We start from the raw sequence: 14,561 nt of genomic DNA, 5'->3' as shown, positions 1-14,561 counted from the left end.
TGTGTCTGATTTCCTCGACTCCACCGAAGAGACCCGGCCCGCCTCCGCCGAGGACGGCTCGCCGCGTCACCACCGCGCCGGCCGCGAGCCCCGTTTCCCCGACGGTCCGCAGGCGGATCCAGCCGGCTCGCACTTCGAGCGGCGGATCCGGAGTTTCCAGCCGCGCCGGAGCCGGGTGACGACCGGACAGGCGGACGCCTTGCAGCGGCTGTGGCCCAAGTGGGGTCTGGACATCGACGGCCGGGGGACGCTGGACCTGGCGGAGCTGTTCGGGGCGGACATCCCCGTCGTGCTGGAGATCGGCTTCGGCATGGGCGAGGCCACCGCGCAGATGGCGGCCGAGGACCAGGGGACCGGGATCCTCGCCGTGGACGTGCACACACCGGGCCAGGGCAACCTGCTCAACCTCGCCGAGCGCAGCGGCCTGTCCAACATCCGTGTGGCCAACGGCGACGCGATCATCCTGCTGCGCGAGATGCTCCCGCCCGCGTCCCTGGACGGCCTGCGCGTCTATTTCCCCGACCCCTGGCCCAAGAAGCGGCACCACAAGCGGCGCCTGATCCAGCCGGAGTTCCTGGATCTCGCCGCGACCCGGCTCGCGCCGGGCGCGCTGATGCACTGCGCGACGGACTGGGAGCCGTACGCCGAACAGATGCTGGAAGTACTGAGCGCGCACCCCGGCTTCGAGAACACCGTGCCGGACGGCGGTTTCGCGCCGCGTCCCGAGTTCCGGCCGCTGACCCGTTTCGAGGGCCAGGGACTGGACAAGGGTCATGTGGTGAACGACCTCCTCTTCCGGCGCGTACAGCTTCGAGACCAGCACACCTCGGGCGACTGACCCGCACACATCCGTCGGCGTCCGCCGGGAAATCCCGGGGGCTCCGGTTACCGTCGCGGGCCACGCCTTCCCTCGTTAGGGTCAATGCCGTGGCCATCCATTCTCCGTACCCGACACAGCCCGGCATCCCCGCCGGACCTGCGCCGAGACATCCGCACTGGTGGCAGCGCGGCTGGGTGCGCTACGGAGCGCTGATCACCCTGCTCGCGATGTCGGGCCTGGTGATCCTCGCCCTCGTCCGCGAACAGACCGGGACCGAGGGCTTCCTGGTCGGTCTCGGACTGGCCGTGTTCCCCGTGCCGCTGCTCATAGCCGCCTTCCGGTGGCTGGACCGGGTCGAGCCGGGGCCTTGGCGCAACCTGTTCTTCGCCTTCGCCTGGGGCGCCTGCGCGGCCGCGCTCATAGCGATCGTCGCCAACAGTTTCGCGACCCGCTGGATCGCCATGACGACCGCGGGCCCCTCCGGCGCCGACACGCTCGGCGCGACCGTCATAGCGCCCGTCGTCGAGGAGTCGGCGAAGGCGGCGGCCGTCCTGCTCGTCTTCCTCTTCCGCAGACGGGACTTCACCGGGATCGTCGACGGTGTCGTCATCGCCGGGGTCACCGCCACCGGCTTCGCCTTCACCGAGAACATCCTCTACCTCGGCACCGCCTTCGGCACCGACCAGCTCAGCGGGGAGAGCGGACTCGCCTCCGTCACCGCGGCGACCTTCTTCGTCCGGGTGGTGATGTCACCCTTCGCGCATCCGCTGTTCACCGTGCTGACCGGCATCGGTTTCGGCGTCGCGGCGCTGTCCGCCGAACGCCACCACGCGCGCCGCGTGCTGCTCCCGCTCACCGGACTGCTCCTCGCGATGGGCATGCACGCCGTCTGGAACAGCTCGTCGGGCTTCGGGCGGTTCGGGTTCTTCGGTGTGTACGCCGCGTTCATGGTGCCCGCGTTCGGGCTGCTGACCTGGCTCGTCGTGTGGACCCGGCAGCGCGAGCTGCGGACCGTCCGCACCGAACTGCCCGTGTACACCGCCGCCGGCTGGCTGGGCGCGGCCGAACCCTGGTCGCTCGGCTCGATGCGGGCGCGGCAGATCGCCCGCGAGTACGCCGGTCATCATTTCGGGAAGAGCGCGGCACGTTCGGTGGCGGAGTACGAGGCGTACGCGACCTCGCTGGCGTTCCTGCGCCACCAGGGGCGCCGGGGCCGGGCGGGCGCCGACTTCGTCGTACGCGAGCGCGAGTTGCTCGAGGAGCTGTGGCGCCGCCGGGAGATCGCCCGTCCGGCGCTCGCCTACGCGGCCCGCATCACGGCACCGCTGCCCGTGCCGTCGACTTGGCCGGGCCCCGGGTACGGGTACGTCGCCCCGCCCGCGCAGCCGTACGGTCCGCCGGCGCAGGCGTCCGCGCCGGCACCGTATCCCGCGTACAACCCGTATCCCGCGTACAACCCGTACCGCTCCTAGCGGGGAACGGGCGCGGCGCGCGGTGGACACCACCGGGCGGCGCGCGCCGCGGACTCGGCCGCCGGGGTGCGGCCGTTACGCCGACGCCTTCGACAGCCGCGTCAGTTCCTCGTCCGTCAGCACCAGGTCCGCGACGGCCAGCAGGGCCGGGAGCTGCTCCACCGTGCGGGCGGAGGCGATCGGCGCGGCGACCGTCGGCTGTGCGGCCAGCCAGGCGAGGGCGACCGTCGGGACGGCGGCGCCGTGGGCCCCGGCGATCTCGTCGAGGGCGGCGAGGACCCGCGGCCCGCGTTCGGTGCCGAGGTGCTTGGCCGCGCCGGCCGCCCGGGGCGAGTCGACCTCCGCGCCGCGGCGGTACTTGCCGGTGAGGAACCCGGCGGCGAGCGCGAAGTACGGGACGGCCGCCAGACCCGCCGTGGAGGCGACGTCCAGCAGGGAGCCCTCGTAGGTGTCGCGCGAGACCAGGTTGTAGTGCGGCTGGAGCGCGACGTAGCGGGCGAGGCCCTCCCGGTCGGAGAACTCCAGGGACTCCCGCAGCCGCTCCGGCGAGATGTTGGAGGCGGCGATGTGGCGCACCTTGCCGGCCCTCACCAGCTCGTCGAGGGCGCCGATGATCTCTTCGACCGGCACTTCCGGCTTGTCGAAGTGCGTGTAGTAGAGGTCGATGTGGTCGGTGCCCAGGCGGCGCAGTGAGGCGTCGGCCGCCGCCTTGATGTTGGCACCGGACAGACCCGGGTACTCGGGGTGCTGGCTGACCTTGGTGGCGACCACGATGTCCGCGCGGTTGCCGCGGCTCTTCAGCCACCTGCCGATGACGGTCTCGGACTCGCCGCCCTCGTTGCCCTCGACCCACGCCGAGTAGGAGTCGGCCGTGTCGAGGAAGTTGCCGCCGGCCGCCGCGTAGGCGTCCAGGACGGCGAAGGACCGGGTCTCGTCGGCCGTCCAGCCGAAAACGTTGCCCCCGAGGGAGAGCGGGAAGACCTCGAGGTCGGACGAACCGAGCTTGCGGAGAGAAGTCATGTGGGACTTCAACGCCCGGGCCGGATGGATGTATTCCGCAATCACCTCGGGACGGCCGGGTCCCACGCCGGTGTGCTCACCTGCCTGACCGACAGCCCTGAAGTCGGGGGGGGTGACGACAGGGCTGCCGGAGATCAGGGGTTGAGGCCCTTGCTCTGGAGCCACGCCATCGGGTCGATGCCGGTGGCGGCGCCGCCGGGGTGCACTTCGAGGTGCAGGTGCGGCCCGGTGACATTGCCGGTCGCGCCGACCCGCCCGATGACATCGCCGGTGGCGACCTTCTGGCCCACGCCGACGCTGATCGACGACTGGTGGCAGAACCACAGCTCCGTGCCGTCGTCGAGGGTGAGGATCGTGCGGTAGCCGTACGAGCCCGCCCAGCCGGCCTCGGTCACGGTGCCGCTGTGGATCGCCTTGATGAGCGTTCCGGTGGGCGCCGCGAAGTCGAGTCCGGTGTGGTAGCCGGAGGACCACATCGAGCCGGCCTCACCGAAGCGCGAGGTCAGGGTGTACGAGGAGGTCGGCAGCGAGTAGCTCTTGGCGAGCTCGGCGAGGCGCTCCTTCTCGGCCTTCGCCTTGGCCGCCTCCTCCGCCTTCTGCTTCACGGCGGTGGCCTTGGCCACGGCGTCGTCCTGCTGCTTGGCGGCGAGTGCGACGGCCTTCTTCGCGGCGGCCGTCTGCGCGGCCTGCTGCGTGGCGGTGTCGGCGTGGTTCTGCTGCGACTTGGCCTGCTGCATGATGCGGTCGCGCAGCGCCTCACCGGCGTCGCCGGCGCCGTGGGCCGCGTCGGCACTGGTCAGACCGGCATCGGTGAGCGGAGTGGTGGAGCCCTTGGGGGCGCTGGACCCGCCGTCCGATATCAGGGCCTTGGCCGAGGCGGTGACCGACGACAGGTCGGGCAGCGAGATCGAGACGGGCGGCTTGCCCGGAGCGGCGCTGGCGATGCCGCCCGCTCCGACGGCGGCTATGACACCGACGCCGAGAACCGTGGAGCTGCGGGCGAGTCCTCCGCCGCGCTGCTTGCCCGTGCGGTGCCGGCCGCGGACGGGAGCGACGGAATCCTCGGTGGGGTTCCACTCCTCCCAGGGCCCCTCGTCCGTGGCATAGCCGAAGGTGTGTGTGTCATTCGGCGGGAACGAGGTCGGCTGAGCGGGCCGGTTTGACGCCACGTGGGCGCACTCCTTTCCTTCCTTGCCGCCTACCGGGTTAGCTGACGGGTTCGGAGCAGGAAGGTCTCCTACGGGCGTACTGCCACCGTGCGTGCACGGCGGGTTACGCTCGATTCACCCCATGGGATGGGTCCCCGGTTCCCTTGCGGGATTCCGCGCGTGCGCACGGAGCCACCTCTTGTGACGGCTGTAACGGCCGCGCTGCGTTATCGAACGTTAATAGACCCGGGCATCGAATTCCAAGCTGTTCCGACTGATCATTAACGGCTTTTGGCTTGGACTTTGGGGTCATGAGCGATGAAAAACGGGCGAGTTGGCCGCATGTCACCTGCACGTGCTTCCCTGACGGCCTGTTCGCGGGCGGCCGTCGCGGGCACCCGTCACGCGCGCCGGACGGCGAGCAGCGCCAGATCGTCCGTCAGAGCGCCGCCCGTGTGCCGGCGAGCCGCCTCGACCAGGGCGGTCAGCAACTCGTCGGGCGCGTGGAAGACGCGTCCGGCCAGCCAGGCCGCCGGATCGTAGAACTCCCCCCGCGGATCGCGGGCCTCGGACAGTCCGTCGGTGTGCAGGAGCAGCGTCGCCCCGCGCGGAAAGCGGTCCTGCACCGTCGGGGCGTGCGGGCTTCCCAGCTCGCTCATCCCGAGAGGCAGCGCGAACACCTCGGCGCTGAGGACGGCGAGCGTGCCGTCGGGGCGCAGCAGCAGGGGCGGTGGATGGCCGCGGTTGACGACACGTACGACGTCCTCGCCGTGCGGGATCTCGGCGAGGACGGCGGTCGTGAACCCCTCGGCCGCCTCGACGCCGTCGCGCCGGGTGCCCGCGCGCGTCAGGGCCCGCTCCAGGCGCCCCGCGACGCCCTCCAGCGTCGCCTCCTGCTCGGCGGCCTCCCGGAACGCGCCGACCACCGTCGCGACGGCGGCCACCGCGGTCATCCCCTTTCCCCGTACGTCCCCGACGACCAGTCGTACGCCGTGCGGGGAGTCCTGCACCGCGTACAGGTCGCCGCCGATGAACGCGTCCTCCTGCGCCGCCTCGTACCGGGCCGCGACCTCGAGCCCGGCGATCCGGGCCTCGGGCTCGGGCAGCACGGCGCGCTGCGCGAACTCGGCGATCTCCCGGACGGAGGCGAGCCGTTCGTCGCCGCGCCTGACCAGGATGTTGATGAGGACGGCCAGGACGGCGGCAGTCGTCACGGTGACCACCTCGGTGACCGCGTCGACGTGCAGGACGATCCCGAGCAGGAAATGGACCACGAGCACCGCGCCGACGGCGAGTACACCGGCGAGAACGGTGCCGCGCAGCGAGTAGAGGGGTGCGGCGACCAGGGGCGCGGCCGTGAAGAAGGGGGCGGCGGTGAATTCCGCCGGGGTGAAGTAGTCGTAGAGGACCCCTGCGGTGACGAGCAGCGCGGGCAGGATCCGGACGAAGGCGCGGGCGCGCACGATCCTGCGGGGGCAGGCTCCCGCAGGACCGGCCGGCACGGCGTTCCCCGGCCGCCGGGCACCGGGGGACGGCGGCCGGGCCCGGTCATCGGGGTGTCCGGTCCGCCGCTCACCTCCTGGCTGCCCCACCCGTCCAGAAGAACCGGTGCGGGGGCGGCGGGCGACCGGTGTGGCCCGACCGGGGGAGAACGGCGTCCGCCGGAGGGAATCGGGACCGGGCCGGAGAAACCGCGGCCCTGAAAAGCCGTAAGGGGCCGGGGCCGGAAGAAGGTGCCGGAAAGCCCGGAAGAACCGGCGGGACGCAAACCGGGGAACAAACACCAAGGGCCGGAACTCGTGAATCCGAGTTCCGGCCCTTGGTCTTCAGTAGCGGGGACAGGATTTGAACCTGCGACCTCTGGGTTATGAGCCCAGCGAGCTACCGAGCTGCTCCACCCCGCGTCGTTGAAATTAGTGTACGCCATCCGCGGGACCCGAAGCACACCCGTTCAATCACGCCCCTCCGGTGCCGTGGGCACCCGGCTCTACCGGGTCAGGAGATGCCGGTTGGGGGCCTGGGCGCGGTCCCCGTACTCGGGGAGGACGACGACCTCGGCGCCCGCGGCGGCGAGGAGCCCGTTCCCGTCGGCGTCCGTGACGAAGGTGTCGGGCTCACGCCAGGCGGTGACGACCCGGCGCACACCTGCGCCGAGGATCAGCCGAGCGCACGGGGCGGGCCGGGAGGCGCGGTGGGCACACGGCTCCAGGCTGCTGTAGACCGTGGCGGTGGCCAGCCGCGGATCGGCCGGGTCGATCTTGGCGAGGGCGGCCTCCTCCGCGTGCACGACGGGGTCCTCGCCCTCGCGGGAGTGGCCCCTGGCCAGTTCGGTCCCGTCGGCCGCGACCACCACGGCGCCCACGCTGAACGCGGTCTTCGAGGGCGGGCACAGCTCCGCGAGTTCGCAGGCCAGCTCCAGCCAGTGCCTGTCCGCGGCGGAGGCGAGCGGGCCGGTGCCGGGCGCGGTGGGGACGTAGCGGATGAGTACGACGTCGCCGACGGGCCGTGTCTCCGTCAGCCGCATCCGGCCCAGGGGGTATTCACCGGGCCCGAAGAGCCGCGGCGCGTCCGGCTGCCCGACGAAGAGGGGGGCGACGGCCAGCTGGAGTTCGTCGGCGAGCTGCTCGCGCACGAGCTGGGTGTGGACCTTGCCGCCGCCTTCGACCATGAGGCGGCGCACCCCCCGTACGTCGTGAAGGTGTTCCAGCAGCACACGCCAGTCGAGCTCGGGTCCGGTCGAAACGACGTCGACTCCGACGAGACCGTGCAGCAGGGCGGAAGCACGCGGCGCGCCCTCGTCCGTCGTGTAGACGACCTTCTGGCCGCCCGTGTGCCAGAACTGCGCCTTCGGGTCGAGCTCGCCCGATCCGCTGACGGTGACTTTCAGCGGGTACTCGGGGCGGCCGCCGGCGACCCTGGCCGCCCGCCGTTCGGCGGAGTTGACCAGCAGACGCGGGTTGTCCGTGCGCAGCGTGCCGGCGCCCACCAGGATCGCGTCGCTGGACGCCCGTACCTCGTCGACCCGGTCGAAGTCGGCCGGGCCCGAGAGCAGCAGCCGCTCGGGGCCGGTGTCGTCCAGGAAACCGTCGAGGGAGACGGCGGCGGACAGCAGGACGTAGGGACGGGGCATCGGGACGCATCCTCCGGTCACACGCACACAGTGGTTCAAGTTTTAAACAATACCTAGACTGGTCTCATGACGACCCGCTGGCTCTCCGCCGCCGAACAGCGCGCCTGGCGCTCGTACCTCTCCGCGACCTCCCTCCTGGAGGACGCCATCGACCGCCGGCTACAGGCGGAGGCGGGGATGCCCCACCTTTACTACTCCATCCTGGCCAAGTTGTCCGAGGCACCGGACCGGCGGCTGCGGATGACCGACCTCGCCGAGGCCCAGAAGATCACGCGCAGCCGGCTGACATACGCGGTGACCCGGCTGGAGAAGGACGGCACCGTACGCCGGGAGGGCTGTCCCACCGACAAGCGCGGGCACGTGGCCGTACTGACCGACGAAGGCATGGCCCTGCTTGAGCGGGTCGCTCCGGGGCATGTCGAGACGGTCCGGACGGCGATCTTCGACCACCTGACCCCGGAGCAGGTGTGCCAGCTGGACGAGATCTGCGCAACCATCACCCGGGCGATCCAGAGCGGGGATTCCGGGGCGTCCGGGGAAGATCTGCCGTGGCGGAGGCGTTCCTGTTCCTCGTGAGGCGCGACCGGGGCACCCGAACCCGTTGCTTGAAGTTTTAAGCAGATGTAGTGTCTCCTTCCGTGGCTGTGCTTCAAATCTGAAGCACAACCCCGTACGAACCTGCCGGACGGAGAGACACCATGCGCGACCACCCCGACGCCACCGTGCGCACCCGCGTCCGCGTACCCCTGCGCTTCGGCGACGGCTACTCCGTCGACGCCGAACTCGTGACCTTCCACGGTCTCGACGACGGCATGGAGCACATCGCCGTCGTCCTCGGAGAGCCCGGTGCGAACCCGCTGGTGCGACTGCACTCCGAGTGCCTGACCGGCGATGTGTTCGGCTCGGCCCGCTGCGACTGCGGACCCCAGCTGCGCGAGGCGGTGGAACAGATCGCGGACCGCGGCGGCGTCCTGCTGTACCTGCGCCAGGAGGGCCGCGGCATCGGCCTCTACAACAAGCTCGACGCGTACGCCCTCCAGGACCAGGGCCTGGACACCTACGCCGCCAACACGGCCCTCGGACTGCCCGAGGACGGCCGCGACTACACGGCGGCCGCCCAGATGCTCCGGGCCCTCGGCATCGACTCGCTGGACCTGCTCTCCAACAACCCGGACAAGGCCGAGCAGCTCCGCGAACTCGGCATCACGGTCTCCCACCGGGTCCCGACGGGCGTCTTCACCACCGCCCACAACGTCCGCTACCTGCGCGCCAAGGTCCTCCAGACCCAGCACACGCTGCCGCTGCCGGAACTCACGGAGCGCACGGAACTCACGGGCCTCTCGGCGGGCTGACACGCCGGCACCCCCTGGAACGAAACAAGCCCCCGGCTCAGATCACCTCTGAACCGGGGGCTTCTCCGTAGACCCTGTGGGACTCGAACCCACAACCAATGGATTAAAAGTCCACTGCTCTGCCAATTGAGCTAAGGGTCCCCGCACCGAAAACACCGGCACGGCGCACCGGCCCGCGCCGACGCATCCCCGAGCATAGCGGGACGCGGCCGGGACTCCGATCGGGTATCGGGGACCCGGCCACGCCAATAGCCCACAAGGTCAGGGATCGACCGGTTCGGGCGCACCCTTGCGGGCGGCCTCACGGGCGATCGTGCGCTGATGGTCGGGGTTGAGGAACCAGTGACGCGCCGAGGCCAGCCACCAGGCCGCGGCGAAGCCGAGGACGACGAGGACGGCGATCGGGGCGTAGTTGAACGTCTCCCAGGTGACCGGGGAGACCTGGGGCAGCATGAACAGGACCGTGATGACGGCCACCCAGACGACCGCGATCACCCCGATGGGACGGGACCAGCGGCCCAGATGCCAGGGACCGCGCTCGAAGGCGTCGCCCTTGCGCACCCGCAGCAGGGTCGGGATGACGTACGCGACGTAGAGCCCGATGACCGCGATCGACGTCACGGCCGCGTAGGCCGCGTAGTTGATCAGATACGGCAGGCCGAGCACCAGGGCGCCCAGCGCGGCCAGCCAGACGGCCGCCACGGGGGTCCGTGTGCGCGGGTGCACCGTGTGCCACACCTTCGAGAACGGCAGCGCGCCGTCGCGCGAAAAGGCGTAGATCATGCGGCTGTTGGCGGTCACGGACGCCATGCCGCAGAACAGCTGGGCGCCGATCACGACGAGCAGCAGGAGCTTCCCGGACGTGGCACCGAGCGCGTCCAGCAGGATCTGCGCCGGGGGCGCGCCCGTTCCCGAGCCCAGCTCCTTGTCGTACGACTGGATGGCGAAGTTGAAGCCGAGGAGCAGGACGAATCCGGCGATCCACGAGGTCCAGATGGACCGCACGATCCCCTTCGGACCGGCCGTGGAGGCGTCGTGGGTCTCCTCCGTCATATGGGCGGAGGCGTCGTACCCGGTGAACGTGTACTGGGCCATGAGGAGTCCGATGAGGACGACGTAGACCCCGCTGCCCCAGCCCGTGTTGTTGACGAACTTCGTGAACACGAAGGACGCCGACTGGTGGTGGTCCGGTGCGAAGGTCAGCGCGCCGACGATGACGCCGACGCCGATGACGTGCCACCACACGCTGATGCTGTTGAGGAGGGCGACGATCGCCACGCCGAAGGTGTTGAGCAGCCCGTGCAGGATCAGGATCCCGGCGAACAGGAGCACCGTGCGGCCCGGCGTCACCTGGAAGTCGAACTGGAGGTTCAGATAGGCGCCGAGGAACGCCGCCGCGCCGAAGTCGATGCCGGCGGTCACCGCGACCTGGCCGAGGACGTTGAACCAGCCCGTGAACCACGCCCAGGCCGCCGCGGTGCGCTCCGGGGCGAGCCGGTGGGCCCAGAAGTACAGCCCGGCGGACGTCGGATAGGCCGAACAGATCTCGGCCATCGCGAGTCCGACGAACAGTGTCATCAGTCCGACCGCGACCCAGCCCCAGGTGATCACGGCGGGACCGCCGGTGTTCATGCCGAACTGATACAGGGTCAGGCAGCCCGACAGGACCGAGATGATCGTGAAGGAGACCGCGTAGTTGGAGAACGCCGACATGCGGCGGGCGAGAACCTGCGTGTAGCCGAGCTGGGCCAGCCGCTCTTCGTCCGACAGCCCACTCGCTCTGGCGTCATCTGTCATGCCCCCAGCGATTCCCTTGCCGGGGGCATGACATGCGCTCCGAGGGGGAGCAAATTGGCTAGAAAAGGCCCTTGTAGCTCTGCCAGCCGCCGGCGATCTTCACCCGCGGGCCGAACGAGCCCGTCCCCGTACCGGCGTTGCGGTAGACGTTGCCCGAAGTGTCGCGCTCGACCAGGTCGTTCTTCCCGTCACCGGTGATGTCGCCCACCCCGACGATCGCGTCGTAGGACGCGCCCCAGGCGGAGAACACCTTCACCCGGTCCTTCAACAGGCCCGTGCCGGTGCCGTCGTAGCGGTACAGCGTCCCCGACCTGTCCCGCGCGAGCACGTCCCCGGTCCCGTCACCGTTCAGGTCACCTGCGCCGACGATCTTCGTGTAGCCCCTCCACGCCGTACGGATCCGCTTCCCCGCGGCGAGCGTTCCGTCGCTCTTCGCGGCGAACAGGTAGAGGTCGCCGGTCGAGGCCTTCCTCGCGAGCAGATCCGGCCGCTTGTCGCCGGTCAGGTCGCCGGGCGAGGTCAGGACGTCGTAGGCGTTCCAGCCGGTGCCGAGCGACTTGTACGACGTCGAAAGGGTCACCGCCCGGCCGCACGCGGGCTTGTAACCGCGCAGGGAGCCGTCGCTCAACCGCACCAGGACGTCGTTGCAGCGGTCGCCGTTCAGGTCGCCGAACGGCACCGCGAGCGCCTTGGCCGACCAGCCGTTGCCTGTGACCTTTCCGGCGAACGCGCCCTTGCCGTCGCCCTGCTGGAAGGTCAGCCCGCCCGAGGAGTTGAGGGTGAGCAGGTCGCCGGTGCCGTCCGGGTCCCCGTCGGGCCCCACGTGGTCGTGACGTACCGGGCTGCCGCCCTTCAGCCGGACCGTGCCGCGCACCTGGAGCGGCGCGCCGACACCGTCCGCGGGTGTGACGGACACGGTCCAGTCGTAGGAGCCGTCCGGAGCGAAGGCGTCGCCGGGAAGCGCCGGGTCGGCGCCGAACCAGCCGACGTTCAGCTCACCGCGCGCGGGACCGCCATCGCGGTTGTCGTTGTAGGTCTTGCCGGTGGCGCGGTTGCGCGCGGTCACCGTCCAGTTCGCGGCCGGCTTCGACAGCAGCAGGGTGGTCAGGGTGTCCGGGGTGGTGTCGATCGCGTGTGCCCGGACGGACGGCACGTTCGCGGCGGGCGCGAGCAGCCGCAGCGGCTGCTGGGCCACTCCGGACGGTACGAGGTGCACGCGCTCCTGGTCGTCCACGTAGGCGGCGTTCGCGCCGGACTCGTCGACCGTCCAGCGCACGTCCCGCTGCGAGACCCCGGTGTCGGGCAGGTCGCCGATGACCCGGCTCTCGGCGGTGCCGCTCGCGACCGTCGTGAGCGTCAGCTTCCCGGCCGCCTTGTCGTGGGTGACGACGTATCCGTCGCCGAGCCTCGCCTCGTCGGCGGGCACGGCCACGGACTTCTTCGCCGTACGGTCGAAGACACCGGCCCGGCCGTCGCAGGTCCAGTAGATCCAGCGGCCGAGCGCCTGGAGTTCGGTGGGCGCGCAGCCCGCGTCGGTGGTGAGCGTCTCGGTGGTCCTCTTCGCGGTCAGGTCGTACGCGGTGACGCTGCCGGGCGTCGATCCCGCGGTCCAGAGCACGTCGCCGGAGAGGGCGGCGGCGCCGGGGGTGCGGGTGAGCGCGGGGGTGCCGCCGTCGCCGATCGCGTACACGTACTGCTTGTCGGCGGCCGTGTAGAGGACGTACCGCCCCGAGACATCGGTGACACGCCCGCCCGCAGGCACGCTCCGCTGCCACAGCCCCGCCGCCGTCGGGCCGTTCACCCTGAGGAGGTCGGAGGTCGCCGAGGAGTGCTCCAGCCAGGCGATCCGGCCGTCCGCCGTGCCGTGGATCTGGGAGCAGGCCACGTCGGTCGCCGCGCACGGGGCGATCACGACGTCGGACGTGAGTCGCGGGGTGAAATCGGCCCGCTCGCCGTACTCGGGGCTTCCGGTCACGGCGACGGTCCGCGCGTAGTCGTCACGCGTCCCGTTCCGGCTGGTGTCCGTGACGACGAGACGCCCCTGGCCGAGGGAGATCCCCTGAACCGGGACGGGCGGGTTGGGCAGCGCTTTGACCTGGGTGACGACGGGCCTGCCGTCGTCACCGGCCTGGATGCGCTGAATGCCCCAGTCGCCGGAGGCCGTACGGCCCTTCGCGACGGCGGTGCCGTCCGGGACGGCGGAGACGTACGGGTCCGACACGGGCAGCACGGTCACCGCGGGGCCGCCCGCGACCGGGACGGCGGTCACCGTCGTCCCGTTGCTCGGCCGGTGGACCAGCCAGTCGCCGACCACGGCGAGGTCCTGCGCGGGGTTCACGCTGCTCCCGCCGTCCAGCGTGACCTCGGTGGGCGCGGCCGACAGGTCGGACCGCCCGAACACCAGAAGCTTCGCCTCGCCCGCGTTGAACAGGACGACGTGCGCGGGAGTGACCTGGGCATCCAGGTAGACCTTGGAGCGCGGTGCGGTCATGCCGCTCACGTGCCCCGTCCTCCGGTCGACCATGACCGCCCGGTACTGGCCGTCCTGATACGCGTCGAAGAGCAGTCCGTCGGAGTCCCCGCCCCGCGGGGAGAGCAGTTGCAGCCCCGCGGGCAGCCCGGAGACCGGCACATCACGGGTCGTGCCGTCGGATTCGGGGAACAGCAGGTGCATCTCCTTGCTGGACCTGCCGTCCTCGGCGGTGACGACGCGGTACCCGATCACCAGATCGCCGTACGCCGTGAGCAGGCCAATGCCCGCGGGCGGCTGGACGGTTCGCGTGGACCCGTCGGCCGCGTCCCACAGGTCGACCCGACGGTTCTCGTACCGGTAGGCGAGGACGTCACCGCCCGTGCCCCAGGTGCCGAGGACGCCCTCCGGCTGCCGCACCGGTACGGACACGCCGTCCGCGTAGCGCGTCCAGACCAGCCCGGAGTATCCCTCCAGCCGGTGGAAGACACCCTGCGTGCCGGCACCGTCGTGCCCCCCGTAGGTCGAAGCGTTGAAGAGCTCCGCCGACGTGTGAGTGCTCCGCAGCGTGGCCGGAACCACCGTCTCCTGAGCCGTCCCCACCGCGGAGGCGGACGTCGGCAGCAGTGGGATCAGCCCACCCGCGAGCGCCGCCGACGCGGCGGTGGCGACGCGTCTGACGCGGGCACGACGGACGAAGGCATGACGAAGCAAGGAATTCCCTCCCGGAACAGTGCGGAGAGGCAACTACCGTCCCAGGCGTCGGCCTGGCCCCCAGCCGTCGCGTCTCTCACACCCAAGTCGGCCGATCATACAGAGAGTTCACAGAGTGACGGGAGTGGTTTATCCACGCCTCGCGGTGCGGACAGCGAAGTGGCCCCCACCCCGAACTCGGGTGAGGGCCACATCAGTTGGCTATGTCAGCGACGGTCAGCCGTTGCGCTTCCAGCGCGGCTTCTCGTCACGGCGGAAGGTACCGGTGCCGGTGCCGGTGCCAGTCGTGCGGTGGTCGTCACGACGGGCGGTCGGGCGGTCGTGGCCGGAGCGGAAGCTGCCGCCCGCGGGACGGTCGCCCTGACGGTCACGGTTGAAGGGGCGGTCGCTGCCCCGGTGGCCACCGGTGCGGTTGTCGTCACGACGCTCGAACGAACGGCCACCACGGTCGTCACGGTTGAAGCCGCCAGCGGTGCGGTTGTCGTCACGACGCTCGAACGAACGGCCACCACGGTCGTCACGGTTGAAGCCGCCACCGGTGCGGTTGTCGTCACGACGCTCGAACGAACGGCCACCACGGTCATCGCGGTTGAAGCCGCCACCACGGTTGTCGTCGCGACGGAAGCCGCCACCACGGA

At 70.9% G+C, this 14,561-nt stretch carries 10 protein-coding genes, 2 tRNA genes, 1 pseudogene and 1 riboswitch; of the genes and pseudogenes, 4 read left to right on the top strand and 9 right to left on the bottom strand.

The window, feature by feature from the left end; translation table 11 throughout:
* Position 1: 1 nt before the first annotated feature.
* Positions 2 to 838, top strand: coding sequence for a tRNA (guanosine(46)-N7)-methyltransferase TrmB (trmB, locus tag ABZV42_RS06990; protein WP_356051042.1), 837 nt, complete (start codon positions 2 to 4; stop codon positions 836 to 838).
* 89 nt (positions 839 to 927) lie between these two features.
* A complete protein-coding gene (locus ABZV42_RS06985) occupies positions 928 to 2,292 on the top strand; it encodes a PrsW family intramembrane metalloprotease (protein WP_356051040.1) in 1,365 nt (454 codons plus the stop codon).
* A gap of 75 nt (positions 2,293 to 2,367) precedes the next feature.
* Here ABZV42_RS06985 and ABZV42_RS06980 read toward each other — a convergent pair whose 3' ends face one another.
* The 5 genes from ABZV42_RS06980 to ABZV42_RS06960 form a co-directional block, all read right to left on the bottom strand.
* Positions 2,368 to 3,312 (bottom strand): aldo/keto reductase, encoded by a 945-nt coding sequence (locus ABZV42_RS06980; protein ID WP_356051039.1) that lies wholly within the window; start codon positions 3,310 to 3,312, stop codon positions 2,368 to 2,370.
* A 134-nt stretch (positions 3,313 to 3,446) separates the two neighbouring features.
* Complete coding sequence (locus ABZV42_RS06975) at positions 3,447 to 4,481, bottom strand: M23 family metallopeptidase (protein WP_355984069.1); 1,035 nt, start codon at positions 4,479 to 4,481, stop codon at positions 3,447 to 3,449.
* A gap of 11 nt (positions 4,482 to 4,492) precedes the next feature.
* Positions 4,493 to 4,649: riboswitch (cyclic di-AMP (ydaO/yuaA leader) on the bottom strand.
* A 212-nt stretch (positions 4,650 to 4,861) separates the two neighbouring features.
* Positions 4,862 to 5,962: a PP2C family protein-serine/threonine phosphatase gene (locus ABZV42_RS06970; RefSeq protein WP_356051038.1), complete on the bottom strand. Its 1,101-nt coding sequence runs from the start codon at positions 5,960 to 5,962 to the stop codon at positions 4,862 to 4,864.
* Between the two features lie 328 nt (positions 5,963 to 6,290).
* Positions 6,291 to 6,364: transfer RNA gene (locus ABZV42_RS06965), tRNA-Met, on the bottom strand.
* A gap of 83 nt (positions 6,365 to 6,447) precedes the next feature.
* Complete coding sequence (locus ABZV42_RS06960) at positions 6,448 to 7,590, bottom strand: dihydrofolate reductase family protein (protein ID WP_356051037.1); 1,143 nt, start codon at positions 7,588 to 7,590, stop codon at positions 6,448 to 6,450.
* A gap of 66 nt (positions 7,591 to 7,656) precedes the next feature.
* On the opposite strand from ABZV42_RS06960, the gene ABZV42_RS06955 reads away from it, so the two are divergent.
* The gene (locus ABZV42_RS06955; protein WP_356051036.1) at positions 7,657 to 8,166 is read left to right on the top strand and encodes a MarR family transcriptional regulator; all 510 of its coding nucleotides are present in this window, start codon (positions 7,657 to 7,659) and stop codon (positions 8,164 to 8,166) included.
* Between the two features lie 122 nt (positions 8,167 to 8,288).
* The gene (ribA, locus tag ABZV42_RS06950) at positions 8,289 to 8,942 is read left to right on the top strand and encodes a GTP cyclohydrolase II (RefSeq protein ID WP_355984073.1); all 654 of its coding nucleotides are present in this window, start codon (positions 8,289 to 8,291) and stop codon (positions 8,940 to 8,942) included.
* Positions 8,943 to 9,010: 68 nt separating this feature from the next.
* Here ribA and ABZV42_RS06945 read toward each other — a convergent pair.
* From ABZV42_RS06945 to ABZV42_RS06930, 4 genes and pseudogenes are all read right to left on the bottom strand, one after another.
* Positions 9,011 to 9,083: transfer RNA gene (locus ABZV42_RS06945), tRNA-Lys, on the bottom strand.
* Positions 9,084 to 9,203: 120 nt separating this feature from the next.
* Positions 9,204 to 10,739, bottom strand: coding sequence for an amino acid permease (locus ABZV42_RS06940; RefSeq protein ID WP_355984074.1), 1,536 nt, complete (start codon positions 10,737 to 10,739; stop codon positions 9,204 to 9,206).
* A gap of 58 nt (positions 10,740 to 10,797) precedes the next feature.
* Entirely contained in the window at positions 10,798 to 13,923 is a 3,126-nt protein-coding gene (locus tag ABZV42_RS06935; RefSeq protein ID WP_356051035.1) for a VCBS repeat-containing protein, read from the bottom strand.
* A 216-nt stretch (positions 13,924 to 14,139) separates the two neighbouring features.
* Positions 14,140 to 14,561 (bottom strand): annotated as a pseudogene (locus tag ABZV42_RS06930) (RNA helicase); the annotation flags it as partial.

The organism is Streptomyces sp. NPDC005281 (assembly GCF_040607495.1).
Lineage (GTDB): Bacteria > Actinomycetota > Actinomycetes > Streptomycetales > Streptomycetaceae > Streptomyces.
This window is presented reverse-complemented; position numbering and strand designations above follow the sequence as displayed.